We start from the raw sequence: 25618 nt of genomic DNA on the forward strand, positions 1-25618 counted from the left end.
TCAGCGCTCGACGAGGGTGAGCGCGAAGGAGTAGCGGTCGGCGCGGTAGACGTGGCTGCCGTGCTCGATCGCGGCGCCCTTGTCGTCGTAGGCGGTGCGGGTCATGGTCAGCAGCGGGACGCCGCGCCGCTCGTCCAGCAGCCGGGCCTCGGCCGCCGTCGCGCCGCGTGCGCCGATGGTCTGGTTCGCGATGCGCAGGTTGACGCCGGTCGAGCGGAGCAGCTCGTACAGGCCGTGCCCGGCGAGGTCGTCCTCGGTCACCGCGAGCACGCCGCCCGGCAGGTAGTTGGTGAGCAGGGCGAGCGGCTCGTCACCGGTGAAACGGATCCGGCGCATCCGGGTGACCTCGGCGCCGGGCGGAACGCCCAGCTCCTTGGCCACCCCGTCCGAGGCGGGGACCGGGCCGAGTTCGAGCACCTCGGTGCGCGGTTCCCGGCCGGCCGCCGCGAGGTCGTCGTGCAGGCTGGTCAGCTCGATCGGGCGGCGGATCTCCGACTGCACGACCTGCGTGCCGACGCCCCGCTTGCGCACGAGCAGCCCCCGGTCGACGAGGTGCTGGATCGCCTGCCGGACGGTCGGGCGCGACAGCCCGCAGCGGCCGGCGAGCTCGACCTCGTTCTCCAGCCGGGTGCCCGGGGTCAGCTCGCCGGCCCGGATCGCCGCCTCCAGGTGCTGCGCGAGCTGGTAGTACAGCGGCACCGGGCTGCCGCGGTCCACGGTCACGCGCGGTCGGTACACCCAGGCCCCCTCTCGTCCCGGGACGATCGTACCTTCCGTTGTGTGCTTAACTTATTACCTCCTAATGTCATGACAAAGTTTCAGTGAGGCAGGTGGCGGTATGACGCTCGACACGGAGTCCCCGGCCGGGACGCGCGCCCGGCGGATCGCGGGGCTGACCGAGACCCGGGCCGTGCGGCCGGAGTCCATCGCCGAGGCGGCCGGGCGGCGTGCCCGGCGCCCGGCGCTGCTCGGTGAGACCGGACGGCTGATGATCATTGCCGCCGACCATCCCGCGCGCGGCGCCCTCGCGGCCGGCGGCGACCCGGTCGCCATGGCCGACCGCGGCGAGCTGCTCGACCGGATCTGCACCGCGCTGGAACGGCCGGGCGTGGACGGTGTGATGGCCACCCCCGACGTGCTCGAAGACCTGCTGCTCCTCGGCGTCCTGGAGCACAAGATCGTGATCGGCTCGATGAACCGCGGCGGGCTCGCCGGGGCGTCCTTCGAGATCGACGACCGCTTCACCGCCTACAGCGCCGGCGCCATCGCCGCGTCCCGCTTCGACGGCGGCAAGATGCTGCTGCGCGTGGACGCCGACGACCCGGCCACCGCGGACACCCTGGAGGGCTGCGCCCGCGCGGTGACGGACCTCGCCGGGCACGGGCTCATGGCGATGGTCGAGCCGTTCGTCTCCCGCCGCGTCGACGGCCGCGTCCGCAACGACCTGTCTCCCGAGGCGATGATGCGTGCGATCGCCATCGCCTCCGGCCTCGGCGCCACCTCGGCGCGCACCTGGCTGAAGGTCCCCGTCGTCCCGGACATGGAGCGCGTCATGGCCGCCTCCACCCTGCCCGCCCTGCTCCTCGGCGGCGAAGTCTCCGCCGACCCGCGCGCCGCCCTCGAAGGGTGGCGCCGCGCGCTGCGCCTCCCCACCGTCCGGGGCCTCGTCGTCGGCCGCTCGCTCCTCTACCCCCCGGACGGTGACGTCGCGGCGGCCGTGGACGCCGCGGTGGAGGCCCTGTAGGACGCACGGCCGGGCGGCGCCCAGAGCAAGATTGTCCTGGGGGTTTGCCGTCCGGCCGGTGCTCGTTCACCGCCGGTTCAGGGGCGGCGACCAGGCTCCCGCGTGATCCCCTCACGAAGGAGTGCCCATGTCCGTGACCCGTCGCGGAGTCGTCAAGGGCGGCGCGGCCGGCGCGCTGTCCATCGCCCTCGCCGGAAGCCTGGACGGAATCTTCCAGACCTCCGCGGGTGCTGAAACAGGGGAGGCGTACGGCTACGGCCCGCTCATTCCCGACCCCAAAGGCGTCCTGGACCTGCCCAAGGGTTTCTCTTACAAGACGCTGTCGGTCGAGGGCGATCCCATCTCCGACGGCGTCGTCGTCCCGGGGCACCACGACGGGACGGCCACGTTCCCCGGCGGCAGGCACGGCCGCACCCGGCTGGTCCGCAACCACGAGCAGAGCAACAACGGCACCCGCGCCGTGGCGCCCGCCGAGCTGACCTACGACCCGGCGGCCAACGGCGGCACCACCACGCTGGAGGTCGACAGCCGCGGCAACCTGCTGTCGCAGTACGTCAGCCTCGCCGGGACGTCGACGAACTGCGCCGGCGGCCGCACCCCCTGGGGAACGTGGCTGACCTGCGAGGAGACCGAGGGGTTCACCGGCGAGACCAAGAGCCACGGCTGGGTGTTCGAGGTCGACCCGGAGGGCCGGCGCACCGAACCGGTTCCGCTGACGGGGCTCGGCCGGTTCGCGCACGAGGCCGTCGCCGTCGACCCGCACACCCTCACCGCGTACCTGACCGAGGACGCCGCCAAGCCGTTCGGGCTGTTCTACCGGTTCCGTCCCCGCGCCCACCGCGGCGGCTACCACGCCTACATGGCGGGCGGGAAGCTGGAGGCCCTCAACGTCCGCGGCGTCCCGGACCTGTCGGCCGTGCAGGAGCCCGGGACGCGGCTGCGCGCCCAGTGGGTGGAGGTCCCGGACCCGTCGGCGAAGTCGACGTCCGTCCGCAAGCAGTTCGACACGATCACCCGGAGCCAGAAGCTCGAAGGCGCCTGGTGGGGTCACGGCAAGGCGTACTTCGTCTGCAGCTACTCCAAGAAGGCCGACGGCGGCGCAGCCGACCACGCCGGACAGGTCTGGACGTACGACCCGCACAAGAACGAGATCGAGCTGCAGCTCATCTTCAAGCCGGGCGGGCGTTTCGACGGCCCCGACAACATCACCGTCTCCCCGTACGGCGGCGGCGTGATTCTGGCCGAGGACGGCGACGGCGAGCAGTACCTCATCGGCACCACCCGCGAGAACAAGCCGTTCGCGATGGCGCGCAACGCCCTCAACGGCAGCGAGTTCACCGGCGTCACGTTCTCCCCGGACGGGCGCATCCTGTTCGCCAACCGCCAGTCCGACCCGGGCGCGACGTTCGCCATCACCGGTCCCTGGCACCAGCTCCGAGGCTAGGCGGAACCCCCGGCGGGCCGTTCCGCACGGTTCGCCGGGGCGCCGCGCCCGCGCCCGCGTCCGCGTCCATGTTCGCGTCAAACGTGCCCGGTGCCCGACGGCGCGTCCCGCGAAAGGTCCGCCCGCTCTTGCGACCCTTGCCGCCAGGCGTGGCACGATCGGGGACTGGGATTCGTCTCCCCTATGGGGTGCCGTGAGATCGGAGCGTGATCGTGGTCGTGGTTCTCGTCCTGGCCGGCGTGGCCGTGCTGGGCGCCGTCGTCGTCCTCGCCATGGGCAGGGGCGGCGAGCTGGCCGAGACCCATCCCGACTACGCGCCGCTCCGGGAGGACGCCCGGGGACGGCCGATCCTCGGCCGGGTGGGCTCCCGGTTCCGGTTCCCCGCGACCATCTGGGGCTACCAGATGCAGGTGACGGACGAGGCCGTCGACCGCCTCACCGAAGCCCTGCACGAGCGTGACGACCGCGTGGCCGAGCTGGAACGGCAGCTGCGCGACCTGCGGCGCCGCATCGGCGAGGGGGAGTCGGCCCGCCCGGTCGGTGCGCTGCACGGCATCGAGGAGCCCTCGGCGAACGGGGTACTGCTCGGCAAGGACACCGTGGAGCCGGAGACCGCGACGGAGGAACAGCAGCAGTGAGCCAGGTCGCCGTGCATGCCGAGGCGCTCTCGCAGGCTCCGCCCGAGCGTGTCTTCGAGGTCCTGACCGACTGGCCGCGACATGCCGAGTGGATGCCGTTCACCCGCGCCGAAGGCGGCGACAAGACCGGCGACGAGCTGAAGGCGTGGACGGGGATCGGCCCGGTCGGCTTCCTCGACACCATGGTGATCACCGACTGGCGGGAGGGGCGCCGCGTCGCCGTCCGGCACACCGGCCGGGTGGTGCGCGGCGAGGCGTTCTTCAAGATCGTCCCAGCGGGATCGGGCAGCCGCGTCATCTGGGCGGAGCGCGTCGACCTTCCGCTCGGCCCGCTCGGGCGCGCCGGATGGCTGGTCGCGGGACCGGTCGTGAAGGCGTTCATGACCGTCGGGCTCCGCCGGCTGGCCGTTCTGTCGCAGGCGTGAGGTAGAACGGGCGGGTGAGCACCGCGATTCTGGGCGAGGACGGGCTGGCCCGCTGCCCGTGGGGCCTGTCGGCACCCGACTACGTCGCCTACCACGACGAGGAGTGGGGCCGGCCGGTCCGCGACGACCAGGGCCTTTACGAGCGGCTGTGCCTGGAGGCGTTCCAGTCGGGGCTGTCGTGGCTGACGATCCTGCGCAAACGCGAGGGCTTCCGGGCCGCGTTCTGCGGCTTCGACCCCGAGAAGGTCGCCGCGTTCGGCCCGGACGACGTCGACCGCCTGATGGGCGACGCCGCGATCGTCCGCAACCGCGCGAAGATCGACGCCGCCATCGGCAACGCCCGCGCGTCCCTCGACCTTTCCGGCGGCCTCGCCGAGACCGTCTGGCGCTACGCCGACCCCGACTCCCCGGCCTACACCGACATGGCCGACGTCCCCGCCTCCACCGACGCCTCCAAGGCCCTTGCCAAGCACCTCAAGAAACAGGGCTTCCGCTTCGTGGGCCCCACCACCGCCTACGCCCTCATGCAGGCCTGCGGCCTGGTGGACGACCACCTCACCGGATGCCACCGCCACCACGCGTACAGGTGACCACGCCTACAGGTGACCACGCCTACAGGTGACTACTCGGCTTTGGCGGCTTCGAGGACGGGGACCGCGGCGGCTCTGCGGGCCGGGAGGGCGGAGGTCGCGAGGGTGACGGCGGCGGCGCCGGCGACGACCGCCGCGAACAGCCACCACGGCGGGTTCGGCGCCAGGAACGAGCTGCCCGTGGCCACATGCATCAGGAAGACGGTGCCGAGGGCCGTGCCGATGCCGAGCAGGCTGCCCAGCAGCACGACCGTCGCGGCCTCCCAGCGGACGATCGAGCGGATCTGCGCCATCGTCGCGCCGACCGCGCCGAGCAGCCCGAACTCGCGGGTCCGCTCGCCGACGCTCATCGAGACGGTGGTCGCCATGCCGAAGAGGGCGAGGACGAGCGCCATCCCGATGAAGCCGTAGATGACCCGCATGCCCTTCGTCATCGCGCTGGACGCCGTCTTCACGTAACCGGACCTGTCCAGGACCTCCACGCCGGGAACGTCGGCGAACGCGCGGGTCAGGGCCCGTTCGGAGCCGCCGCGGACGAGGACGGCCTGGGTGGACGCGTCCGGGTCCAGCCGGTCCATCGTGGCCGGCGAGACGATCGCCTGGTCCGCGAACAGGTGGGACGGGTCGTGGTAGGCGGCGGCGACGGTGAGCGTGACTCTGCCCTGGGCGCCGCGGACGACGATCTTCTGCCCCTTCCCGATCTTCTGCCCCTTCATGATCGTGGAGGTGAGCGCGATCTCGCCGGGGCCCAGTCGGGGGAGGCGCCCGCCGAACCTCAGGACGGAGGGCAGCGCGTCCTGGTCGGCGCCCATCACGGTGAGGTAGACGGGTTCCGGGTCCTCCTCGGGCGACGGTCGCTTGGGCGCGGGCGACACGAGCTTGATGTCCGACACCGTGAGCGCCGCCGCGGCGGACACGCCGGGCACGGCGGCGGCCTTCGCCACCGTGTCGCGGGGGAGGGGCGCCGGGCCGTCGGACGTCATGCCGGCCGCGGCGATCGCGTGGTCGGCCCGCATCACCTGCCGGCCGGTCGCGTCGAACCGCGCGTCCACCGTCAGGACGATCAGCGCGGTCGCGCCGACCAGCGCGACGCCGAGCATGAGGGACGACGCGGCCGACGACACGCGGCGCGGGCTGCGGGTGATCGTGGCGCGGGCGAGCCGCCCGGCCTCGCCGCTGACGGCCGTCCCGAGCCGCCCGACCAGGCCGCCGAGGGGGCCGACGAAGAACGGGGCGAGGACGGCGAGCGCCGCCACCGTCGTCATGCAGCCCATCAGGATCAGCACGCAGGTGCCGACGGTGCGTTCGGGGCCGGGCGGTTCCTCGGCCCTGATCGCCCACACCGGGCCGAAGAACATCCACGCGCAGGCGACACCGCGAACGCGCCGAGGAGGCGGGGCCAGCGGCGGCCGGGCGTGTCCGCGCTCGCGGCCCGCAGCGCCTGCATGGGCGAGATCCGGGCGGCCCGGCGCGCGGCCCGCCAGGCCGCCAGCTGCGTGACGAAGACCCCCGCCGCGGCGGGGACCGCGAGCGCGATCCAGCCGAACTGCGCGTCGGCCGCAGTGATGTCGAAGCCGTCTTCGGCGAACAGCCGGGTGAGCAGGCCCGACACCGGGTAGCCGAGCAGCACGCCGCCGGCCGAGGCGACGACGCCGAGCGCGAGGGCCTCGAACCGGATCAGCCGCTTGATCTGCCGCGGCGTCGCGCCGAGCGCGCTCAGCAGCGCCAGGCGCCGGGTCCGCTGCCGGACGAGCGTGCCGAACGTGTTGGCGACGACGAACAGCCCCACGAACACGGCGACGGACGAGAGCATGCCGATGGCGCCGCCGACCGACGCGCCGGCGCCCTGCAGGTCGGCCGACTGGGCATGCCGGACGCCCGCCGCCGTCCGGACGGTCACGTCCTTGCCGAGGTCGCGGGCCAGGTCGCCGCGCAGCCTCGCCGGCGGACCGCCCGCCGATCTCACCCAGACGCTCTGCCACGTCCCCGCCGGAAGCCCCGCCGCCTGCCGGACGGTCTCCGGCGGTGCCAGCAGCAGATCCCCGCTCGCCACGGCACTGTGCCCCTGCACGGTGACGATCCCGACGATCCGCATCTTCCGGCTCTGCTTCGGGAGCATCACCTGCAGCGGGTCGCCGACGTCCAGCTTCCCCGCGCGGGCGACGTGCCGGGTGACCGCGACCTCGCCGTCGGCGGCGGGCGCGCGGCCCGACTCCAGGTGGTACGGGTTGAGGCGGTCGTCGGACGTCCAGGGCCGCAGCGTCGTCCGGGCGCCGGCCGGCGGCAGGATCGTCTTGCCGCCGGAACCGGTCGCGGTCACCGGGACCATCGCGTCCCCCGCCACCCCGGCCACACCGGGACGTCCCGCCACCTCGGCGAGCGCGACCCGGCCGTCCGGCGCCGAGTACGGGTCGTCGGGGTCGGCCGACCCGCCCTGGACGAGCACGTCCGCGCGGGAGTACTCGCTGGCGTCGCTGCCCGACACCGCCTCCTGCGCCCGCAGCGTGAACTGCAGGGAGCCCGCGATCAGCCCGATCGAGAAGACGGCCGCCAGCAGGGTGGCGGCCAGCCGCATCCAGCCCTCGGCGAAGGAGCGGCGCGCGATCAGCCACATGCCGGTCAGCCCTCCATCCGGCGCATCACGGCGTGCACCCGGTCGATCGTGGGCTGAAGCAGTTCGTGCACGATCGCCCCGTCGGCCAGGAACAGCACCCGGTCGGCGTGCGCGGCGGCCCCCGGATCGTGCGTCACCATGATCACCGTCTGCCGGTAGGCGTCCACGGCGGTGCGCAGGAACCCGAGCACCTCGGCGCCCGACCGGGAGTCGAGGTTGCCGGTCGGCTCGTCCGCGAACAGGACCTCCGGCCGGGTCAGCAGCGCCCGCGCCACCGCGACCCGCTGCTGCTGCCCGCCCGACAGCTCGGCCGGACGGTGCGCCAGCCGCTCCCGCAGCCCGAGCGCGTCCACGATCGCGGCGAACCACTCGCGGTCGGCCCGCCGGTTCCCGAGCCGCCCGGTCAGCCGGATGTTCTCCTCCGCCGTCAGCATCGGCAGCAGGTTGAACGACTGGAACACGAACCCGAGACGGTCGCGGCGCAGCTTCGTCAGCCGCGTCCGGGACAGCTTGGTGATGTCGACGTCCCCGATCAGCACCGAGCCGGACGAGACGGTGTCCAGCCCGGCCAGGCAGTGCAGGAACGTCGACTTCCCGGAACCGGACGGGCCCATGATCGCGGTGAACCGGCCCCGCGGGAAGGCCGCGGACACACCGCGCAGCGCGGTCACCGCGCCGTCGCCCGTCCCGTACGACTTCACCACGTCGCGCGCCACGGCGACATGGTCGTGAACCTGCCCGGCAGGGGGTGCGGCGGTCGTCTGCGTCATGCCGTCCAGCAAACCGCCGCGGACCCCTCACCCACAGTGGCGCGGACTCCCCTCCCCATGCGGGGGAAGGCCCTACCTCCACCCGACGGAAGGCCCGAGGCAGACGTGGCCCCCGGGGGAACGGCGGCTAACGGCCCTCGAAGGCCGGTTGCTGCTTCTTCAGGAACGCCTCGGTCGCGTTGTGGTGGTCGCTGGTCTTCTCGCACTCGTCCTGGAGCTCGGCCTCCCGTTCGAGGGCGGACGACAGGTCGTGCGTCGCCGCGAAGTCGAGCGCCGCCTTGACCGCGCCGTAGGAGACCGTCGGGCCGGACGCGAGGCGCCGCGCCAGTTCCACCGACGCCGGGGCCAGCTCGTCCGCCGGGACGACCCGCGTCACCAGGCCCATCTCCAGGGCCTCCGGCGCCTTGACCGGCTCGCCGAGCAGCAGCAGTTCGGCGGCCTTCGCGCGGCCGACGAGGCGCTGCAGCGTCCACGACATGCCGCTGTCGGGGGCGAGGCCGATGCCGGTGAAGGCGGTCGCGAAGCGGGCCCTGTCGGACGCGACGATCAGGTCGCACGCGAACGCCAGCGACGCGCCCGCGCCCGCCGCCACGCCGTTCACCGCCGCCACCACCGGCTTCCGCATCCCCGCGATCGCCAGCACGATCGGGTTGTAGTGCCTGCGGACGGTGTCGTCCAGGCCCTTGCCCGCGGCGAGGTTGTCGCCGTGCTCCCGGAGGTCCTGACCCGCGCAGAAGGCGCGTCCGGCACCGGTCAGGACGACCGCGCGGACGGCCGGGTCGGCGGCGGCGCGCACGACCGCCGCGCGCAGCGCCTCCTTCATCTCGGCGGTAAGCGAGTTCATCCCGTCGGGACGGTTCAGTGTGATCGTTCCCACACCGTCGCTCACGTCGTAAAGCACGGTCTCAGACATCGTCGTCCTCCCGGTCCTGGACAGATCTTCCCCGGCAACCATCGACGAACCAGGACGCGGCGGGCAAGCCCCGGCCCGCACGCGCCGCCCCCGCTCGGCGGCCTTTCCTGCGCACGGTCTGCTGATCTGGAGGCTGATCGTTACCACTTCGCGCCCGGAAGACGAGATAATGGACCACTACTGATGACGCGGATGCGACACGCGGCCACGCGGCCAGAGGTGCGCGAGGCCGCGGCCCTACGCAGGAAGGGGATGCACGCATGGCGGCGATGAAGCCGCGGACGGGAGACGGTCCGCTCGAAGTGACCAAGGAGGGACGCGGGATCGTCATGCGGGTCCCTCTGGAAGGCGGCGGCCGCCTCGTGGTCGAACTCTCCGCGGACGAGGCCAAGGAGCTCGGCGAGGCCCTCAAGGACGTCGTGGGCTGACGCCCCGGCCGCTTCCGGCCTGTTGGTGACGGTCCCGGCGATGCCGCCGGGGCCCTTGCCATTTCCCGTAGAAGACAGCGTCACCGATCAGGGGGGGACCTACCGCCATGCCCATCGAGACCCGCGTGCACGGCGCCGGCGGCACCGTGTCGCAGACCGCGGCCGACCTCGGGGCCGAGGTGGTGGCGGTTCCGGTCCGCTCAGGGCCGGTCGCCCCGGCGGCCGAGGTGGCGGCGTCGCTGCCGTTCACGCTGGACGAACTGCTGGCGCTGCACAGGGCGAAGGGCGAGCCCGGGGAGATCACGGCCGCGCAGGTGCGCGTCGGTGACCAAGTTCGCGAACTGCTGCTCTACGGGGTGGGCGATGCGGCCCCGGCCGACCTGCGCAGGGCCGGCGCCGCGCTGGCCCGCCGCGGCAGGGGCCGGACGGCGCTGGTCGCGGGCGTGCCGGCCGGCGACCTCGCCGCCTTCGTCGAGGGCGCGCTGCTCGCCTGCTACGAGTTCAAGATCGGCGCCGCGCCCGCCCGGAAGGCGCTCGGCATCCTCGCCGTGCTGACCGAGGCCGGGCCCGACTCCGACGCCCCGGCGATCGAGCTCGGCACCGCGCGGGCCGGGGCCACCGCGCTCGCCCGCGACCTCGCCAACACTCCGGCCCGGGAGAAGGACCCGTCGTGGCTCGCCGCCCAGGCAGAGCGGGTCGCCGCGGAGGTCGGCCTCACCGTCCGCGTGCGCGGGGAGAAGGAGCTGGTGGACGAGGGTTTCGGTGGGCTGCTGGCCGTCGGCGGCGGGTCGTCCAGGCCACCCCGGCTGATCGAGCTTTCGTACGACCCGGAGGAGCCGGACGGGCGGCATGTGGTGCTCGTCGGCAAGGGCATCACGTTCGACAGCGGCGGCCTGTCGCTGAAGCCGAACGACAACATGAAGACGATGAAGACCGACATGGCGGGCGGCGGCGTGGTCATCGCCGTCATGAGCGCGCTGCGCGGCCTCGGCGTCCGCGCCCGCGTCACCGGCCTTGTCGCCGCGGCGGAGAACATGCCGTCCGGGTCGGCGATGCGCCCCGGCGACGTGATCACCCACTTCGGCGGGACGACCTCGGAGGTGCTGAACACCGACGCCGAGGGGCGTCTCGTGCTCGCCGACGCCCTCGCGTACGCCGACGCCGAACTCGACCCGGACGTGGTCGTGGACGTCGCCACCCTGACCGGCGCCGCGAAGGTCGCCCTGGGGCTGCGGCACGCCGCGCTGTTCTCCAACGACGACGCCCTCGCCGCCGCGCTCACCCGGTCCGGGACGGCGGCGGGCGAGCCCGTGTGGCGGCTCCCGCTCGTGGAGGACTACCGCGCCGCGATCGACTCCGACCTCGCCGACATCAACAACATCGGGCGCGGCGGCTACGGTGGCGGATCCATCACCGCGGCGCTGTTCCTGCGCGAGTTCGCCGGCGACCGGACCTGGGCGCACCTCGACATCGCCGGTCCGGGCCGCTCCACCGCCGAGGACGCCGAGATCACCCGCGGCGCCACCGGCTTCGGCACCCGGCTGCTGCTGGACTGGCTCCTCGACCCGCGAAGCGACGGGGGGTCTGGGGGGTCGTACCCCCAGAGGCGATCCGCCTGATCACTTCGTCCGGCGGTCGATCACCGGGACGCGGCGGCGCCGCCTGGCCTGCTTGACGATCTCCGGGAGCGTCGCGTCCCAGCCCGCCTCGACCGCGAAGCACCACGGCACCGCCGCGGCCGTGGACGGCACGTCCCGCATCGTCAGCGCCACCAGCGGCGGCCGCTCCGACGTGCGGGCCAGCTCCGCCAGCTCCGGCGTCGGCAGGAACACGAGATAGTCCTGCTCGCCCCTGCGGGTGCCGCCGACGCCGCGCCGCAGCGCCGTGATCGCCGTCACGTCGTCCCAGGCCAGCGTCCGGCCGGCCCGCCGGGGCAGCGGCCACCGTGCCGGGCGCCGCACCCCGTCGCCGTCCAACTCCAGGACGGGACGGCGCGCCAGCATCCCGCCGGCCGACACGAGCAGGCCCGCGCCGAACAGCACGAGCCCGGCCACCCCGAGAATCATGATCGCGACGCTGCCCACGCCGGCGCCGCGCAGCACCCCGCCCGCGATGAACGCCACCGACGCCAGGAACAGGATCACGAACGCCGCCAGCTGCCAGATCCCGCGCCACGTGACCCGGTTCCGCACCGCGAAGACCTCGCGCGTCCCGGTCACGTCCATGAGCGGTCGCGGGTCAGTCGCGTTTCACGGCGCAGATCAGGCCGTCGCCGACCGGGATCAGCAGCGGGACGAGCCGATCGTCCTCGCGGATCATGCGGTGCACCTCGCGGATCGCCTCGGTCTCGGGGTCGCGCCGGGCGGGGTCGGCGACCCGGTCGTGCCACAGCGCGTTGTCGAACGCGACGACGCCGCCCGGCCGCAGCAGCCGCAGCGCGTCCGTCAGGTACTCGGGGTACTCCCGCTTCGCAGCGTCGCAGAACACCATGTCGTAGGCGCCGTCGGTGAGCCGCGGCAGCACCTCCAGTGCCGGCCCGATGATCATCCGGGTGCGGAAGCCGGACAGGCCCGCCTCCCGGTACGCCTGCTTCGCCAGCCGCTGGTTCTCCGGTTCGATGTCGACGCTCGTGAGCACCCCGTCCTTCGGCATGCCGCGCATCAGCCAGACTCCGGACACGCCGCACCCGGAGCCGACCTCCACGACCGTCCGGGCACCGATCAGCGTCGCGAGGAACCGCAGCGCCGCGCCGCCGGCCGGGCCGATCGGCATCGCGCCGACCTCCGTGCCGCGGCGCCTGGCGTCCAGGAGCGGCTCGTCTTCGGGGAGGAAATCCTCCACATAGGCCCGGGTGGCCTCAATGGCGTCGATGGCTGCCTCCTCGCGGGACCCCCGCATGGCTCATGCTGGAAAGACCATATCGTTGACAGGGAACCAACTGGCGTTTCAGCGCGTTGTAACCAGCGCAAGCACAAGCACAGAGTCGGTCCAGAACCGCCCCAGCCCAGGCGAGACCGTGCCGTTCCAAGGCGAGAGCCTTGGCTCACGAGAGAGGAACAGCCCGGCACCATGGGAGTCGCAGCACTCAGTTTCAGAAGCGCTGTGGGGGTCGGCCCCAGGCAGGGGCTCGGGAACGCCGCTCGCACCCGCGAGAACGCCCCCGAGGCCGAGTGGGCACCGCCGTCCTGGGACGAGGTCGTTCGCGAGCATTCGGCCCGCGTCTACCGGCTCGCCTACCGCCTCACCGGTAACCAGCATGACGCCGAGGACCTCACGCAGGAGGTCTTCGTCCGCGTGTTCCGTTCGCTGTCGAACTACACACCGGGGACGTTCGAGGGCTGGTTGCACCGCATCACCACGAACCTCTTCCTCGACATGGCGCGGCGCCGCCAGCGCATCCGCTTCGAGGGGCTCGCCGACGACGCCGCCGAGCGCCTCCAGGGCCGCGAGCCGACCCCGGCGCAGGCGTTCGACGACAGCAACTTCGACGCCGACGTCCAGGCCGCGCTCGACGCGCTGGCCCCCGAGTACCGCGCGGCCGTCGTGCTGTGCGACATCGAGGGCCTGTCCTACGAGGAGATCTCCGCGACCCTCGGGGTCAAGCTCGGCACCGTGCGCAGCCGCATCCACCGGGGGCGGGCGCAGCTGCGGGCCGCGCTGGAGCACCGGGCGCCCACCCGGCGCCGGCCGGGGACCCGGAACGACTACCAGACCGCGCTCGCCGAGGACGAGGGGGCCGCACGCGATGCGGAGGTCCGGGGCGAGGCGCGTCGGGAGCAGCACGCGGCGGGCGGCGTCAGGCCGCTGCCGGAGGGCGTGTAAAGCCGTACTTGCCGCGCGCGGGCGGGACCGCGCGCCTGACCGAACGGAACCGACGGAGGCGGCGTGAGTTGTCTGGGGGAGCGTCTGACCGCTCTGGTCGACGGTGAGCTGGGGCATGAGGAGCGCGAACGCGCCCTCGCCCATCTCGCGGGATGCGCTCGCTGCCGGGACGAGGCGGACCAGATGCGCCGGCTCAAGGGACGGCTGCGGGGGCTGTCCGGGATGCCCGCCTCGGACGGCACCGACGACCTCCCGTCCGGCGACTTCCTGAGCCGGCTGCGTTCCCTGCCCGCGTCCACGGGCCTTCCCGCCGAGTCCGCCTCTTCGCCCGCGTCCGGCGGCGCACCGCCGGAGTCCGCGGCGCCCACCGGAACCCCGGCGCGGCGCCCGTCCCGGCCCCTTCGATCATCGACGCGCCCCGTCCGGCCCGCTTCCGCCGGACGGCCGCGCGACACCCGCCCGGCCGGGCACGCCGCCGCCATCGGCGCGCAGCCCCGGCGCCGCTACCTGGTCGTGGGCGCCGCCACCCTGTTCCTCGGCCTCGGCACCGCCTCCTACGTCGCGGGCGGACGGCAGGACGCCCCTGCCGTCACCCCCGCGTTCGACCGGTTCGCCGTCGAGCACGCGCTCACGTCCGGTGACGCGCCGATGACGGACCCGCTCACCGACCCGGTCAACCAGGTCCAGGTCTCCCCGGGGCCGTGACCGCGCCGACCGCGCCGGGCCGTCCCCGGAGGCCCTCTGGGGACGGCTCCGCCGATCGGCGCGCCCGGCGCAGCGCGGTGCTGGCCGGCGGGCTCGCGGGCGCTCTCGCGCTGGCCGGGACGCTCCCCGGCGACCCTGCCGCCGCGCGCGGCGCCCGCAGCGATCCGGGCGCCGTCGGCCTGCTGCGCGCCGCCGCCGACGCGGCACGCCGCGTCCCCTACGAGGGCCGGCGGTTCCTCACCACCCGGAACCGCGGCCGGGCCGTCACGTCCCGCGTCGCCGTCTCGCACACGCCCGGCGGGAGCGTCCGGTACCGGTCCGGGACGACCGGGGAGGCGTACCGCGCCGACTCCGCCGCCGGCGACACGACCGGCTTCACCCCCGCGACGCTGACGCTGCTGACCCGCAACTACTCGGTGGTCCGCGCCGCGGACGCGTCGGTCTGCGGCCGTTCCGCCCGCGTCGTGGAGGCGCGCCGGGCGGACGGAAGCCCCGCCGGGCGCTTCTGGATCGACCGCGAGACCGGGCTGATGCTGCACCGCGAGCTGATCGACGCCACCGGCCGCCCGGTGATCGCCACCGGCTTCACCGAGATCAGCTTCACACCGGCGGCGGAGCCGGTCACGCTGGCCCGGCCGCGCGGCGGGCCGTCCCGCTTCCCCGGGTCCAGTGCGGACGGGCCCGTCGAGAACGCCGGCGCCCAGGACACCGTGAGCCCGTGGGGCGAGGCGCTCGACCGGACCGTCCTCGCCGGCCTCCGCCACCGGGGCTGGCCCGTCCCAGAGGGCCTGCCGGGCCGGCTCGCCCTCTACGACGCCCGCCGGGAGAGCGGCGGCGGCGCCCTTCACCTCAGCTACTCCGACGGCCTCGCCGCCGTCTCGGTGTTCGTGCAGCGCGGCAGCCTGGACGAACGCGGCCTGACGGGCTGGCAGAAGACCGTCCGCAGGGGGCGGACGGTGTTCCGCCGCGAGTCCCTGCGGCACTGGGCGGTGTCCGCCGGGAACGGCTACGTCTACACCGTCGTGACGGACGCGCCGCAGAGCACGGCCGTGGCGGTGGCGGTGAGCATGCCGCGCGACTCTGCCCCGTTCTGGACCAGGCTCTCCCGCGGTGCCCGCCGCCTCGCATCGAAGGCGAATCCTTTCGATTAAGGCGAGATGAGAGTAATTGGCATTAGGTCTTATGCTCGCCACATGCCTTACGGGGCAGCATGAGCACGGATAACGAGGACCATGCTCGGTAGGAGAGATGGGGATGACGGAAGACAACCGCGGCCCGAGCGGGGCGCCGTCGGAGGACGACGACGTCGTCCCCGGCCAGGAGCCTGAGCGGCAGGAGGCGGCGGCTCCTCCCGAGACGGTGACCGACCGGGAGATCCCCCTGGAGCAGCCGGCGGACGACCCCGAGCCCGGGCAGAGCTTCCCGGCCGACGCGGTCGACGACCCCGAGCCGGGTGCCGCCGACGAGGCCGAGCCGGAGCCCGCCCGCGACACGGGCGAGGACGGGGACCGCCTGGTGGCCGGGGGATTCGCGCCGCCGGACTCGCTCGGCGGCCCGCCCGACACCAGCGAGGACGTACTGTCCGGCGCCGACATGGGGCCGCAGGAGGTACCGCTGCAGGAGGTCGCGTCGCACGACATGCCGCAGCCCCCGCCGCCCGTCCAGCTCGACAAGCCGCCGGTGGACACCCCCGACGACCGTCAGCGCCCCGGGTTCGTCCCGCACAACCAGGACCCGCGGGCCGCGCAGGGGCCCCCGTACGGGGGCTGGCCGCAGCGCTCCCACCAGGGCCCGCCGCCGCCCGCGCCCGGCCGCCCGCCGATGGGCCCGCCGCCCGCGCCACCGGGCCCGCCGCCGCCAGGCGGTCCCCGGCCCATGGCCGGCTTCGGGATGCCGCCCGGCGGCGCCGGCCCCAACTGGGCGCCCGTCCCGGCGCTCCCGTCGTCGTCGCGCGGCGGCCCGGGCCTCGGGCTCCTCGCCGTCGTCGCGCTGATCGTCGCGCTCGTCGCCGGCGCCGTCGGCGCCGGGATCGGCGTCATCGCGACCGACGACGACAACGGCGGCTCGGTCAGCCTCGGCGGCAACGACAGCAACGACACCAAGGTGCAGAGCCGCCCGCCCGACTCGGTCGCGGGCGTCGCGCAGCGGGTGCTGCCGAGCGTCGTGATGATCCGCGTCCAGTCCTCGCAGGGCGAGGTGGGCGGCACCGGCTTCATCGTCAACGGCGGCTACGTCATCACCAACAACCACGTCGTCGCCGGCACCGGCGGCGGTTCCGGGCAGATCCAGATCGTCTTCAACGACAAGAAGACGCTGCCCGCCACCGTCAAGGGCGCCGACCCGAGCTCGGACGTGGCCGTGCTGAAGCCCGAGGGCCAGCACTCGCTGCCCCCGCTGGCCGTCGGCGACTCCAGCGCCATCGCCGTCGGCGACCCGGTGATCGCGATCGGCTCGCCGCTCGGCCTGCAGGGCTCGGTCACCACCGGCATCGTCAGCTCGCTGAACCGGGCCGTGCCGACGCAGGGCGAGGGCGGCGCCGACGCGTCCTACCTCAACGCGATCCAGACCGACGCCGCGATCAACCCCGGCAACTCGGGCGGCCCGCTGGTGGACGCCAAGGGCCGCGTGATCGGCATCAACACCGCGATCGCCACGCTCGGCGGCCAGTCGCTCGGCGGCGAGCAGCAGAGCGGCAGCATCGGCCTCGGCTTCGCGATCCCGATCAACCAGGGCAAGCGGGTCGCCGAGGAGATCATCCGGAGCGGGACGGTGAAGCAGGCCAAGCTCGGCGTGCTGCCCGACCCGCGCTACCAGGAGGGCGGCGCCCGGATCATGCCGCAGCCGGTCAACGGGCAGGACCCGGTGACCAAGGGCGGCCCGGCCGACAAGGCCGGCCTGAAGCCCGGCGACGTGATCACCAAGGTCGACGACAAGCCGATCGAGGACGCCACCGACCTGATCGCGCAGATCCGCAGCCGCGCCCCCGGCGACCGCATCAAGATCACCTACCAGCGGGGCGGCAAGGAGAGCACGGCCGAGGTCACGCTCGGCGCCGACTGACCGGCCCGGCGCGCGGGGGCGTCCCCGTACGAAGGGCACGAATGTTCAGACCTGGTTCATCCGGGCTGGGGATACGCTAAAGGGACCGGCCCGCCGCAGGGCCGGTCCCCTTGGCTGTGTGGAGGACGGGTTGTTCGACGTCGGACTCGGTGAGATGGCGGTGCTCGTCGTCCTGGCCCTGGTCATCTTCGGGGACAAACTGCCGCAGGTCGCCGGGCAGGCCGGCCGCATGCTGCGGCAGTTCCGCGAGATGGCCAACACCGCCAAGGCCGACCTGCAGGAAGGGCTCGGGCCCGAGTTCAAGGACTTCGACCTCAACGACCTCAACCCGAAGACGTTCGTCCGCAAGCACCTCCTTGAGGACGACGACACCTTCCTGAAGAACGACTCCGGCCTCTTCGACGACGAGCCCTCATACGCCACCACCGCCGGCGACCTGGACCACGGCGAAAAGCCCCCGTTCGACAACGAGGCGACTTAACCCAGGGGGCGACCCCCTGGAACCCCCGTTACGGGCGGAAGACCGCTTCCCGATCCGCTCCGCGTCTCGTGAAACTGCCTCCCGCCCGGCGGGCCGGGCGACCTCCGGGCGTAGAACGCCCTCCGGCCACCCGGCCCGTGGCCGGGGCTGCGGGCGTTACCGGCCCTTTGGGCTGATGCCGAGGGACATGCCGGCCAGGCCTCGGGTGCGGCCGCCGAGTTCGTCGGCGATGGTGCGGAGTTCCTTGGCGGCGCCGGCGTCCGGGTCGGAGAGCACCAGGGGGACGCCGTTGTCGCCGCCCTCGCGCAGGCGCGGGTCGATCTGCACCTGGCCGAGCATGGGGACGCGGGTCCCGAGCGTCTTCGTCAGCGCGTCCGCGACCGTCTGGCCGCCGCCCTCGCCGAAGATGTGCTGCTGCTCACCGCAGTGCGGGCAGGTCAGGTAGGACATGTTCTCGATCACACCGACGACCTGCTGGTGGGTCTGGGCGGCGATCGCGCCGGCCCGCTCGGCCACCTCGGCGGCGGCCTGCTGCGGCGTGGTGACGACGAGGATCTCCGCGGACGGCAGCAGCTGCGCGACGGAGATCGCGATGTCGCCGGTGCCGGGCGGCAGGTCCATCAGCAGGATGTCGAGGTCGCCCCAGTAGACGTCCGCGAGGAACTGCTGGAGCGCCCGGTGCAGCATCGGCCCGCGCCACACGACCGGCTGGTTCCCGGCGGTGAACATGCCGACCGAGATCACCTTCACGTCGTGCGCGGACGGCGGCATGATCATGTCTTCGACCTTGGTGGGCGGGTTGTCCACGCCCAGCATCCGCGGCACCGAGTGGCCGTAGATGTCGGCGTCCACGACCCCGACCTTGCGGCCCTGCGCGGCCAGCGCGGCGGCCAGGTTCACCGTCACCGACGACTTGCCGACGCCGCCCTTGCCGCTCGCCACCGCGTACACCTTGGTCAGCGAGTTCGGCCGGGCGAACGGGATCTCCTTGGCGGGCTGCCCGCCGCGCAGCTTGGTCTGCAGCTCCTTGCGCTGCTCCTCGCTCATCACGTCGAGCTCGACGCGCACCGAGGACACCCCGTCGAGCTTGGCGACGGCCTCCGTGACGTTCTTGGTGATGGTGTCCTTCATCGGACATCCGGCCACGGTCAGGTAGACGCCGACGCGGACGGTGCCGTCCGCGTCGATGTCGACGCTCTTGACCATGTCGAGCTCGGTGATGGGCTTGCGGATCTCAGGATCGAGCACCGTGGCAAGCGCGGCGTTCACCCGCTCGGTCGTCAACTGGGAGGCCATGCGTCCATGGTATGAACCCGAAGCCGATGCTCGCCAATCAGGGTGTCCGTCCTCACACGCCGTGTACGTCCCCATCGCGCCGGACGGCCGCCCGGCCGTACCATCGGTCCGTGACAAGCGGTACCCTCTCGGCCGCCGCCGAGCTGATCGCATGGCGGACGATGCTGCGCGCCGAGGCGCTGATCTCCCGCCGGCTGCAGGCCGACCTGCTGGCCCGCCACGACCTCGCGCTCGGCTCCTACGACGTGCTCATGCACCTCGGCGAGGTACCGGACGGGCGGCTGCGGATGAACGATCTCGCCGACCGCGTGCTTCTGTCGCGCAGCGGGCTGACCAGGCTCGTCGACCGGCTGCAGCGGGACGGGCTGGTGATCAGGCAGTCCTGCCCGAGCGACGCCCGCGGGCTGTTCGCCGCCCTCACGGGCCCCGGCCGGGACCGGCTCGCCGAGGCCACCCCCACGTACCGGCAGGGCGTCCGCGACTACGTGCTGAGCAGGCTGGACGAGCCCGACCTCCGCACCCTCCGGCACATCCTGGACAAGCTCGCCGACGAGCGGGCTCCCCTCTAGGGGATCGGCTCCTTGGCGTCCAGCTCCCTGAGGATCTGCTGGAGCTCCGAGCGCAGGAAGTCGCGGGTCACGACCTCGCTCAGCGCGACGCGCAGCCCGGCGATCTCCCGCGTGAGGTACTCGGTGTCGGCGATGCTCCGGTCGTTGCGGGCCCGGTCCTGCTCGTACTGGACGCGGTCCCGGTCGTCCTGCCGGTTCTGGGCCAGCAGGATCAACGGCGCCGCGTAGGACGCCTGCAGCGACAGCATCAGCGTCAGGAAGATGAACGGGTACGGGTCGAACTTCAGCGCCGGCGGCGCGAACAGGTTCCACACGATCCACACGGCGACGAACACGGTCATGTAGACGATGAACCTGGCCGTCCCGAGGAACCGCGCGATCTGTTCCGACAGCCTCCCGAACGACTCGGGATCGTAGTGCGGGCGCGGCAGGAGCGTCCGGCGGAGCTCCCGCGGCTGGTCCAGGCGCGAGGTCAGCTGGCGTGTCGTCATCATGTCGTCCCCCGGAGAGCCTCTTCCTCGGGATCGGCGGACCCCTCGGCGCTCGCTTCCATCGCGGTCTCCCGCCAGTCCTCGGGCAGCAGGTGGTCGAGGACGTCGTCGATCGTCACCGAGCCGAGCAGATGCCCGGTCTCGTCCACGACGGCGCCCGCGACCAGGTTGTAGGTGGCCAGGAACATCGCGACGGCCTCCAGCGACATGGTGGGCCGCAGCGGATCCAGCTCGGCGTCCACGATCCCGCTGACCAGCGTCGGCGGCGGCTCCCGCAGCAGCCGCTGGAAGTGGACGGTGCCGAGGTACCGGCCTGTCGGCGTCGCGGTCGGCGGCCGGCACACGTACACCTGCGCGGCCAGCGCCGGGTTCAGGTCGGGATTGCGGATCAGCGCGAGCGCCTCGGCGACCGTCGCGTCCGGCGCGACGATCACCGGATCGGTCGTCATCAGCCCGCCCGCCGACTGGTCGGCGTAGGTGAGCAGCCGCCGCACCGGCGCCGCGTCCTGCGGCTCCATCAGCGTCAGCAGCCGCTCCCGCTGCTCGGTCGGCAGCTCCCCGAGCAGGTCGGCGGCGTCGTCCGGGCCCATGGCCTCCAGGACGTCGGCGGCCCGCTCCACGCCGAGCTTGCCGAGGATCTCGACCTGGTCGTCCTCGGGCAGCTCCTCCAGGACGTCCGCGAGCCGCTCGTCGTCCAGCGCGACCGCGACCTCGGTGCGGCGCTTCTCGGGCAGCTCGTGCACGATGTTGGCGAGGTCGGCGGGCTTCATCCGCTCGAACGCGGCGATCAGCCCGGCGGCGCCCTGCCCGTGCTCGACGGCGGAGAACCCCTCCACGGCGTCCCAGTCCACGACCAGGCTCTCCCCGCGTTTGCGCAGGCCCCGGCCGGTCCGGCGGCGGACGGCGACCTTGGTGACATGCCAGTCGCGGGTCCGGGTCGGCTCCATCGCCACGTCCACGACGGAGACCTGCTCGCCGTCATCGCGGAACCGGACCGTCCGGTCCAGCATCTCGGCGATGGCCAGCGTCTCCGACCCGCGTTTCTGGAACCGGCGCACGTTCAGCCGCCCGTCGAAGATGATCGCGTCCGCCTCGATCACCGTCACGCGGGTGATCGGCAGGAACACCGCGCGGCGGGACGCGACCTCCACCACCAGCCCGAGCACCCGCGGCGGGCGCGGCGCCAGGCGCAGCGCGACCACGACATCGCGCACCCGGCCGACCTGGTCGCCCGCCGGGTCGAAGACCGCGATGCCCGCGAGCCGGGCGATGAACACCCGTGTCGGAGCTCCGCTCATGGCCAGGACACTACCCATGATCTCCCGCCTGATCCGGACCGGTATGTCACATCGCGCCCGCCCCTGCCGTCCTGGTGGCGAGAGGGACATGAAAGGGTTGATGACCGTGAGCGAAGCGTTCGAGGAACCTTTCGAGGAGCACCGGAACCTGCTCTTCGCGGTGGCCTACCGGATGCTCGGCACCGCGGCGGACGCCGAGGACGCCGTGCAGGACGCCTGGCTGCGCTGGTCGGCGGCCGACCGGTCCGGCGTGGCCGACCCCAAGGCGTACCTCGTCCGGATCACCACCAACGTCGCGCTCGACCGGCTGCGCTCGGCACAGGTCCGGCGCGAGACGTATGTGGGGCCGTGGCTGCCCGAGCCGATGCTGACCTCCCCGGACGTCGCCGAGGACGCCGAGCTGTCGGAGTCGGTGTCGATGGCGATGCTGGTCGTCCTGGAGACGCTGAGCCCCCTCGAACGCGCCGTGTTCGTCCTCAAGGAGGTCTTCGGCTACCCCTACGCCGAGATCGCGAAGGCGCTGGACCGCTCCGAGGTGTCGGTGCGGCAGCTCGGCACCCGCGCCCGCAAGCACGTGGAGGCGCGGCGGCCCCGCTTCGAGGCGGGCGGCGCCGAGCGGCGCGAGGTCACCGACCGGTTCCTGGACGCGGTCCTCGGCGGCGACATCAACCGGCTCATGGAGGTCCTCGCCCCCGACGTCGCGCTCTGGACGGACGGCGGCGGCAAGGTCAGGGCGGCGCGGCGGATCATCCACGGCTCCGACAAGGTCGTCCGCTGGCTCACCGGCATCGCCCGCCAGCCCTACGCGGGCGTCGAGCCGGCCGACATGCTGATCCGGCGGGTCGACATCAACGGCGAGCCGGCCCTCGTCGTGGACGGCCCGAACGGCCCGATCAGCACGGTCACCGTGGATCTGGACGACACGGGCCGCGTCCAGGCGATCCACCTCGTCGCCAACCCCGACAAGCTCCGCTCCATCGCCGAGGGGCGCGAACTCCCGATGTGACGGCTACCGGTCGACGGCGCGGCGCTTGCCGCCGTACAGGCGCGGGGGAGGGCCCGCCGTCGTCGCGGGGGTCGGCACGGGCCGGACGGTCGCGTACCCCTCCGACGCCTCGACCACCTCGTCGGTGGGGGTGAGCCGGATGATCCACGAATCGGTGGCCCACGCCTCCACCTGGCCCTCGTGGGTGGCCGCGTTGAGGCGCTCCTTGGCGAGGATCGGCGTGACCTCGTCCCACAGCTCGGTGCCGGGCTCGACCTGCTCGGCCTCGGCGACGAACGAGACGAGCCGGCCGCCCTTGTCCTTGCTGCGCAGGATCACCGTCACGTGCGCGGACTCCGGCAGCCCGGGAAGCGGCTGCTCGCCCTCCCCGCCGGTCAGCACATAGGCGGAACCGTCGTGCCACACGTGCCAGGCGGCGCGCGGCTGCGGCAGGCCGGGCAGGTCCAGCCACAGCAGCCCCGACTTCTTGGCCGCCTCCTCCACCAGCGCCCTGTTCAGACCCATGCCCCGAGGGTCTCACACCCGCTGGATAGCATCCGGGCCATGCGCTCTCGACGTACCACCCTCGCCGTCCCGGGCAGCAATCCCCGCTTCATCGAGAAGGCGCAGGGGCTCCCCGCCGACGAGATCTTCCTCGACCTGGAGGACGCCGTCGCGCCGTCCGCCAAGGAGGACGCGCGCGGGACCGTCGTCGCCGCGCTCAACGACGGCGACTGGACGGGCAAGACCCGGGTGGTGCGCGTCAACGACCTGGAGACCCCATGGGCCTACCGGGACGTGATCGAGGTCGTCGAGGGCGCCGGGGCCCGGCTCGACGCGATCATGCTGCCCAAGGTGCCGGACGCGACCCACGTCCAGTGGCTCGACCGGCTCCTCACCCAGATCGAGCGGGCGACGGGCCTCCCCGCCGGCCGGATCGGCATCGAGGCGCAGATCGAGGACGCCCGCGGCATGGTGAACATCGACGCGATCGCCGCGTCCTCGCCCCGGCTGGAGACCCTCGTCCTCGGCCCCGGCGACCTCATGGCCTCGCTCAACATGAAGACCCTGGTGGTCGGCGAGCAGCCGCCCGGCTACACCGAGGGCGACGCCTACCACTACATCCTGATGCGGATCCTGATGGCCGCCCGCGCCAACGACCTGCAGGCGATCGACGGCCCCTACTTCAACGTCCGCGACGTGGACGCCTTCACCCGCGTCGCGCGGCGCTCCGCCGCGCTCGGCTTCGACGGCAAGTGGGTGCTGCACCCGTCCCAGATCGAGGCGGGGAACGCGGTGTTCTCCCCGTCCCAGGACGACTACGACCACGCCGAGCTGATCCTGGACGCCTACGAGCACTCCCTGGGCGAGGGCCGCGGCGCAGCCCGCCTCGGCGACGAGATGATCGACGAGGCGTCCCGCAAGATGGCGCTCGTCATCGCCGCCAAGGGCCGCGCCGCGGGGTTGACGCGCACGAAGCGCTTCGACGCGTCCGGGAACTGAACGCCCCTTACGATTCGTACCACCTACGCGAACGTTTCCGGGAGGGGTCACACGTGTCAGAGCCAGGGGAAACCAACGGCTGGGCTCCGCTGGACCCTGATCTCGACCGCGAGCCGCCGGCGGACCCGCCCCCGCCCGCCCCACCACGCCCCGGCGCCCCCGGACACCCCTACGGCCAGCCGCACCCCTACGGCGAGCAGCAGCCTTACGGCCGGCGGCAGCCCTATGGCGAGCCGCAACCTTCCGGCCAGGCGCAGCTCTACGGTAGTCCGCAGGGATACGCCCAGCCCTACGGTCAGCCGCAGCCTTACGGTCAGCCGCAGTCCTACGGTCAGCAGCCTTACGGGGAGCGGCGGCCGTACGACCCGGCGCATGGTCATGGGCACCCTCCGGGGCCGTACGGGCCGGGGCCTTATGGCGGCGGGTACGGGACGCCGCCCGTCAAGCGGCCGTGGACGGTGGAGTCGCCGAAGGGGGTCCCGTTCCACCGGCTGGCGCGCAACGAGGTGCACCGGTGGTGGCGGCCGCTGGTCGGGAGCCTCGGGATCGTCGTCGTGGGGATGGCCCTGGCGATCGGCGTGATGGTCATCGGGACCATCATCCGGCTGGTGGTCACCGGCGACGTCCCGGACACGTCCGGCACCGACGTCGACTCGATCTTCGGCGACGAGACCGCCGACCTGGCGTTCAACCTCGGGTCGCTGGCGCTGTTCCTGCCGGTGGTGCTGCTCGCGGCGTGGGGCGTCCAGCGGCGGCGGCCGGGGACGCTGTCCTCGGTCGCCGGGCGGCTGCGCTGGCGCTGGATGCTGGTCTGCTCCGGCCTCGCGATCCTGTTCTGCGCCGTGTCCTACGGGGCGTCGCTCATCGCGGCCGCCACGCTGGACGACCAGTCCGGCGGCGACGACCACTGGGTGGGGTGGGGGCGGTTCCTCGCCCCTGCCATCGTCATCATCCTGCTCGTGCCGTTCCAGTCGGCGGCGGAGGAGTACGCGTTCCGCGGCTGGATGCTCCAGGCCGTGGGCGCCTGCACGCTGGAGAACGCCAGGGGACGCGCCGGACGCGCGTTCAGCGTCGTCTTCCGCACGCCGTGGCCGGGGATCGTCGTCGGTTCCGCGCTGTTCACGGCCGGGCACGGCTATACGGGCTGGGGGATCCTCGACATCTTCGCCTTCGGCGCGATCGCGGCGTGGCTCGCGGTGCGCACGGGCGGCCTGGAGTCGGGCATCGCCCTGCACGTGTTCAACAACCTGATGGCGTTCCTCGGCCCGGCGGCGGTCGGCCAACTCGACATCGAGCAGGGTGGCGTCCCGTGGCAGGTCGTCGTGGCGGACATCGTCCCGATGGCGCTGTACGCGGGGGTCGTCGTGCTGGTGGCGCGCCGGATGCGGATCCAGAGGGTCACGGCCGAGGACGAGGTGCCGGTGGCGGCCGCCTCGGAGCCGGAACCCGTCTCATAGGACGCCCCACAGCGCGAGGGCGTCGAGCAGCCCAGGGGTGACCGGGAGGTCGCGCAGGTCGTCCGGGGACGCCCAGCGCACGTCGGACGCGTCGTCCCCCGCCCGGAGCGTCCCGCCGGCCACGGTCGCCGTGTAGTCGTGGATCTCGTAGGTGACGCCGCCGGGCCCGGGACGCTCCACGGTCCCGGCCAGCGGGCCGACGAGAACGTCCAGGCCGGTCTCCTCCCTCAGTTCGCGGGCGACCGCCGCCGGGTCGTCCTCGCCGGGTTCGACGCGTCCGCCCGGAATGGACCACAGGCCTTCGCCGGGCGGGCGCCCGCGCCGCACCAGGAGCAGCCGCCCGTCGCCGTCCCGCACGATCCCGCCCACGCAACGCACTCGCATG

Annotated in this window: 28 protein-coding genes; 16 read left to right on the top strand and 12 right to left on the bottom strand. The window is 73.3% G+C overall.

Going from position 1 to position 25618, the window contains the following annotated elements; translation table 11 throughout:
• Complete coding sequence (locus ACQPXG_RS10785; RefSeq protein ID WP_433467500.1) at positions 1 to 723, bottom strand: GntR family transcriptional regulator; 723 nt, start codon at positions 721 to 723, stop codon at positions 1 to 3.
• A gap of 115 nt (positions 724 to 838) precedes the next feature.
• Between ACQPXG_RS10785 and ACQPXG_RS10790 the strand changes: the two genes are divergently transcribed.
• From ACQPXG_RS10790 to ACQPXG_RS10810, 5 genes are all read left to right on the top strand, one after another.
• Complete coding sequence (locus ACQPXG_RS10790; RefSeq protein WP_433467501.1) at positions 839 to 1744, top strand: Cgl0159 family (beta/alpha)8-fold protein; 906 nt, start codon at positions 839 to 841, stop codon at positions 1742 to 1744.
• A gap of 127 nt (positions 1745 to 1871) precedes the next feature.
• Entirely contained in the window at positions 1872 to 3188 is a 1317-nt protein-coding gene (locus ACQPXG_RS10795) for an alkaline phosphatase PhoX (RefSeq protein WP_433467502.1), read from the top strand.
• Positions 3189 to 3394: 206 nt separating this feature from the next.
• A complete protein-coding gene (locus ACQPXG_RS10800; protein WP_433467503.1) occupies positions 3395 to 3826 on the top strand; it encodes a hypothetical protein in 432 nt (143 codons plus the stop codon).
• Positions 3823 to 4251: an SRPBCC family protein gene (locus ACQPXG_RS10805; protein WP_433467504.1), complete on the top strand. Its 429-nt coding sequence runs from the start codon at positions 3823 to 3825 to the stop codon at positions 4249 to 4251. Before ACQPXG_RS10800 ends, ACQPXG_RS10805 begins: the two co-directional genes overlap by 4 nt.
• 14 nt (positions 4252 to 4265) lie before the next feature.
• The gene (locus ACQPXG_RS10810) at positions 4266 to 4841 is read left to right on the top strand and encodes a DNA-3-methyladenine glycosylase I (protein WP_433467505.1); all 576 of its coding nucleotides are present in this window, start codon (positions 4266 to 4268) and stop codon (positions 4839 to 4841) included.
• A gap of 32 nt (positions 4842 to 4873) precedes the next feature.
• Here ACQPXG_RS10810 and ACQPXG_RS10815 read toward each other — a convergent pair whose 3' ends face one another.
• The 4 genes from ACQPXG_RS10815 to ACQPXG_RS10830 all read right to left on the bottom strand — a co-directional run bounded on the left by ACQPXG_RS10815 (position 4874) and on the right by ACQPXG_RS10830 (position 9138).
• Positions 4874 to 6199 carry an ABC transporter permease gene (locus ACQPXG_RS10815; protein WP_433467506.1) on the bottom strand — a complete coding sequence of 442 codons (1326 nt, stop codon included), beginning with the start codon at positions 6197 to 6199 and terminating at the stop codon, positions 4874 to 4876.
• Complete coding sequence (locus tag ACQPXG_RS10820) at positions 6121 to 7455, bottom strand: ABC transporter permease (protein ID WP_433467507.1); 1335 nt, start codon at positions 7453 to 7455, stop codon at positions 6121 to 6123. Before ACQPXG_RS10820 ends, ACQPXG_RS10815 begins: the two co-directional genes overlap by 79 nt.
• 5 nt (positions 7456 to 7460) lie before the next feature.
• Positions 7461 to 8225: an ABC transporter ATP-binding protein gene (locus tag ACQPXG_RS10825; protein WP_433467508.1), complete on the bottom strand. Its 765-nt coding sequence runs from the start codon at positions 8223 to 8225 to the stop codon at positions 7461 to 7463.
• A 127-nt stretch (positions 8226 to 8352) separates the two neighbouring features.
• The gene (locus ACQPXG_RS10830; protein ID WP_433467509.1) at positions 8353 to 9138 is read right to left on the bottom strand and encodes an enoyl-CoA hydratase-related protein; all 786 of its coding nucleotides are present in this window, start codon (positions 9136 to 9138) and stop codon (positions 8353 to 8355) included.
• A gap of 260 nt (positions 9139 to 9398) precedes the next feature.
• Between ACQPXG_RS10830 and ACQPXG_RS10835 the strand changes: the two genes are divergently transcribed.
• Together ACQPXG_RS10835 and ACQPXG_RS10840 are read left to right on the top strand one after the other, a co-directional pair.
• Complete coding sequence (locus tag ACQPXG_RS10835) at positions 9399 to 9566, top strand: DUF3117 domain-containing protein (RefSeq protein WP_083980698.1); 168 nt, start codon at positions 9399 to 9401, stop codon at positions 9564 to 9566.
• A gap of 107 nt (positions 9567 to 9673) precedes the next feature.
• On the top strand, positions 9674 to 11185 hold the full coding sequence (locus tag ACQPXG_RS10840; RefSeq protein WP_433467510.1) for a leucyl aminopeptidase: 1512 nt from the start codon (positions 9674 to 9676) through the stop codon (positions 11183 to 11185).
• Here the strand turns inward: ACQPXG_RS10840 and ACQPXG_RS10845 are convergent, their stop codons facing one another.
• Positions 11186 to 11785 (bottom strand): hypothetical protein, encoded by a 600-nt coding sequence (locus ACQPXG_RS10845; RefSeq protein WP_433467511.1) that lies wholly within the window; start codon positions 11783 to 11785, stop codon positions 11186 to 11188.
• A 19-nt stretch (positions 11786 to 11804) separates the two neighbouring features.
• Positions 11805 to 12464 (bottom strand): O-methyltransferase, encoded by a 660-nt coding sequence (locus ACQPXG_RS10850; RefSeq protein ID WP_433467512.1) that lies wholly within the window; start codon positions 12462 to 12464, stop codon positions 11805 to 11807.
• Between the two features lie 171 nt (positions 12465 to 12635).
• On the opposite strand from ACQPXG_RS10850, the gene sigE reads away from it, so the two are divergent.
• The 5 genes from sigE to ACQPXG_RS10875 all read left to right on the top strand — a co-directional run bounded on the left by sigE (position 12636) and on the right by ACQPXG_RS10875 (position 17634).
• Positions 12636 to 13388 carry an RNA polymerase sigma factor SigE gene (gene sigE, locus ACQPXG_RS10855; protein ID WP_433467513.1) on the top strand — a complete coding sequence of 251 codons (753 nt, stop codon included), beginning with the start codon at positions 12636 to 12638 and terminating at the stop codon, positions 13386 to 13388.
• A 63-nt stretch (positions 13389 to 13451) separates the two neighbouring features.
• Positions 13452 to 14093 carry a zf-HC2 domain-containing protein gene (locus tag ACQPXG_RS10860; RefSeq protein ID WP_433467514.1) on the top strand — a complete coding sequence of 214 codons (642 nt, stop codon included), beginning with the start codon at positions 13452 to 13454 and terminating at the stop codon, positions 14091 to 14093.
• A complete protein-coding gene (locus ACQPXG_RS10865) occupies positions 14090 to 15244 on the top strand; it encodes a sigma-E factor regulatory protein RseB domain-containing protein (protein ID WP_433467515.1) in 1155 nt (384 codons plus the stop codon). The genes ACQPXG_RS10860 and ACQPXG_RS10865 overlap by 4 nt, the downstream gene beginning before the upstream one ends.
• Before the next feature lie 103 nt (positions 15245 to 15347).
• On the top strand, positions 15348 to 17153 hold the full coding sequence (locus ACQPXG_RS10870) for a trypsin-like peptidase domain-containing protein (protein ID WP_433467516.1): 1806 nt from the start codon (positions 15348 to 15350) through the stop codon (positions 17151 to 17153).
• Between the two features lie 130 nt (positions 17154 to 17283).
• Positions 17284 to 17634 (top strand): sec-independent translocase, encoded by a 351-nt coding sequence (locus ACQPXG_RS10875; RefSeq protein ID WP_433467517.1) that lies wholly within the window; start codon positions 17284 to 17286, stop codon positions 17632 to 17634.
• A 156-nt stretch (positions 17635 to 17790) separates the two neighbouring features.
• Here the strand turns inward: ACQPXG_RS10875 and ACQPXG_RS10880 are convergent, their stop codons facing one another.
• The gene (locus tag ACQPXG_RS10880; RefSeq protein WP_433467518.1) at positions 17791 to 18930 is read right to left on the bottom strand and encodes an Mrp/NBP35 family ATP-binding protein; all 1140 of its coding nucleotides are present in this window, start codon (positions 18928 to 18930) and stop codon (positions 17791 to 17793) included.
• Between the two features lie 110 nt (positions 18931 to 19040).
• Here ACQPXG_RS10880 and ACQPXG_RS10885 point away from each other — a divergent pair, with 110 nt between their 5' ends.
• A complete protein-coding gene (locus ACQPXG_RS10885; RefSeq protein WP_433467519.1) occupies positions 19041 to 19499 on the top strand; it encodes a MarR family winged helix-turn-helix transcriptional regulator in 459 nt (152 codons plus the stop codon).
• Here ACQPXG_RS10885 and ACQPXG_RS10890 read toward each other — a convergent pair.
• Both ACQPXG_RS10890 and ACQPXG_RS10895 read right to left on the bottom strand, forming a co-directional pair.
• Positions 19496 to 19993, bottom strand: coding sequence for a DUF1003 domain-containing protein (locus tag ACQPXG_RS10890; RefSeq protein ID WP_433467520.1), 498 nt, complete (start codon positions 19991 to 19993; stop codon positions 19496 to 19498). The two genes, ACQPXG_RS10885 and ACQPXG_RS10890, sit on opposite strands and share 4 nt — an antisense overlap.
• Positions 19990 to 21288: a magnesium transporter MgtE N-terminal domain-containing protein gene (locus ACQPXG_RS10895; protein ID WP_433467521.1), complete on the bottom strand. Its 1299-nt coding sequence runs from the start codon at positions 21286 to 21288 to the stop codon at positions 19990 to 19992. Before ACQPXG_RS10895 ends, ACQPXG_RS10890 begins: the two co-directional genes overlap by 4 nt.
• A gap of 100 nt (positions 21289 to 21388) precedes the next feature.
• On the opposite strand from ACQPXG_RS10895, the gene ACQPXG_RS10900 reads away from it, so the two are divergent.
• On the top strand, positions 21389 to 22294 hold the full coding sequence (locus ACQPXG_RS10900; RefSeq protein WP_433467522.1) for an RNA polymerase sigma-70 factor: 906 nt from the start codon (positions 21389 to 21391) through the stop codon (positions 22292 to 22294).
• A gap of 3 nt (positions 22295 to 22297) precedes the next feature.
• Here ACQPXG_RS10900 and ACQPXG_RS10905 read toward each other — a convergent pair whose 3' ends face one another.
• On the bottom strand, positions 22298 to 22798 hold the full coding sequence (locus ACQPXG_RS10905) for a hypothetical protein (RefSeq protein WP_433467523.1): 501 nt from the start codon (positions 22796 to 22798) through the stop codon (positions 22298 to 22300).
• Between the two features lie 39 nt (positions 22799 to 22837).
• Between ACQPXG_RS10905 and ACQPXG_RS10910 the strand changes: the two genes are divergently transcribed.
• Positions 22838 to 23776: an HpcH/HpaI aldolase/citrate lyase family protein gene (locus ACQPXG_RS10910; RefSeq protein WP_433467524.1), complete on the top strand. Its 939-nt coding sequence runs from the start codon at positions 22838 to 22840 to the stop codon at positions 23774 to 23776.
• A gap of 53 nt (positions 23777 to 23829) precedes the next feature.
• Positions 23830 to 25233, top strand: coding sequence for a CPBP family glutamic-type intramembrane protease (locus tag ACQPXG_RS10915; protein ID WP_433467525.1), 1404 nt, complete (start codon positions 23830 to 23832; stop codon positions 25231 to 25233).
• Here the strand turns inward: ACQPXG_RS10915 and ACQPXG_RS10920 are convergent.
• Positions 25228 to 25617 (bottom strand): NUDIX hydrolase, encoded by a 390-nt coding sequence (locus ACQPXG_RS10920; RefSeq protein ID WP_433467526.1) that lies wholly within the window; start codon positions 25615 to 25617, stop codon positions 25228 to 25230. The genes ACQPXG_RS10915 and ACQPXG_RS10920 overlap by 6 nt on opposite strands.
• Between the last annotated feature and the right edge of the window lies 1 nt (position 25618).

Source organism: Spirillospora sp. CA-128828 (assembly GCF_050945415.1).
Taxonomy (GTDB): Bacteria; Actinomycetota; Actinomycetes; order Streptosporangiales; family Streptosporangiaceae; genus Spirillospora.

Excerpts from the sequence above, each read along its gene's own strand:
- sigE (WP_433467513.1), top strand. The coding sequence starts at position 12,636 with ATGGGAGTCGCAGCACTCAGTTTCAGAAGCGCTGTGGGGGTCGGCCCC.
- ACQPXG_RS10880 (WP_433467518.1), bottom strand. The coding sequence starts at position 18,930 with ATGGCCTCCCAGTTGACGACCGAGCGGGTGAACGCCGCGCTTGCCACG.
- ACQPXG_RS10830 (WP_433467509.1), bottom strand. The coding sequence starts at position 9,138 with ATGTCTGAGACCGTGCTTTACGACGTGAGCGACGGTGTGGGAACGATC.
- ACQPXG_RS10905 (WP_433467523.1), bottom strand. The coding sequence starts at position 22,798 with ATGGGTCTGAACAGGGCGCTGGTGGAGGAGGCGGCCAAGAAGTCGGGG.
- ACQPXG_RS10790 (WP_433467501.1), top strand. The coding sequence starts at position 839 with ATGACGCTCGACACGGAGTCCCCGGCCGGGACGCGCGCCCGGCGGATC.
- ACQPXG_RS10820 (WP_433467507.1), bottom strand. The coding sequence starts at position 7,455 with ATGTGGCTGATCGCGCGCCGCTCCTTCGCCGAGGGCTGGATGCGGCTG.
- ACQPXG_RS10835 (WP_083980698.1), top strand. The coding sequence starts at position 9,399 with ATGGCGGCGATGAAGCCGCGGACGGGAGACGGTCCGCTCGAAGTGACC.
- ACQPXG_RS10850 (WP_433467512.1), bottom strand. The coding sequence starts at position 12,464 with ATGCGGGGGTCCCGCGAGGAGGCAGCCATCGACGCCATTGAGGCCACC.
- ACQPXG_RS10910 (WP_433467524.1), top strand. The coding sequence starts at position 22,838 with ATGCGCTCTCGACGTACCACCCTCGCCGTCCCGGGCAGCAATCCCCGC.
- ACQPXG_RS10895 (WP_433467521.1), bottom strand. The coding sequence starts at position 21,288 with ATGAGCGGAGCTCCGACACGGGTGTTCATCGCCCGGCTCGCGGGCATC.
- ACQPXG_RS10920 (WP_433467526.1), bottom strand. The coding sequence starts at position 25,617 with ATGCGAGTGCGTTGCGTGGGCGGGATCGTGCGGGACGGCGACGGGCGG.
- ACQPXG_RS10870 (WP_433467516.1), top strand. The coding sequence starts at position 15,348 with ATGACGGAAGACAACCGCGGCCCGAGCGGGGCGCCGTCGGAGGACGAC.
- ACQPXG_RS10840 (WP_433467510.1), top strand. The coding sequence starts at position 9,674 with ATGCCCATCGAGACCCGCGTGCACGGCGCCGGCGGCACCGTGTCGCAG.
- ACQPXG_RS10890 (WP_433467520.1), bottom strand. The coding sequence starts at position 19,993 with ATGATGACGACACGCCAGCTGACCTCGCGCCTGGACCAGCCGCGGGAG.
- ACQPXG_RS10825 (WP_433467508.1), bottom strand. The coding sequence starts at position 8,225 with ATGACGCAGACGACCGCCGCACCCCCTGCCGGGCAGGTTCACGACCAT.
- ACQPXG_RS10900 (WP_433467522.1), top strand. The coding sequence starts at position 21,389 with ATGACCGTGAGCGAAGCGTTCGAGGAACCTTTCGAGGAGCACCGGAAC.
- ACQPXG_RS10815 (WP_433467506.1), bottom strand. The coding sequence starts at position 6,199 with ATGTTCTTCGGCCCGGTGTGGGCGATCAGGGCCGAGGAACCGCCCGGC.
- ACQPXG_RS10795 (WP_433467502.1), top strand. The coding sequence starts at position 1,872 with ATGTCCGTGACCCGTCGCGGAGTCGTCAAGGGCGGCGCGGCCGGCGCG.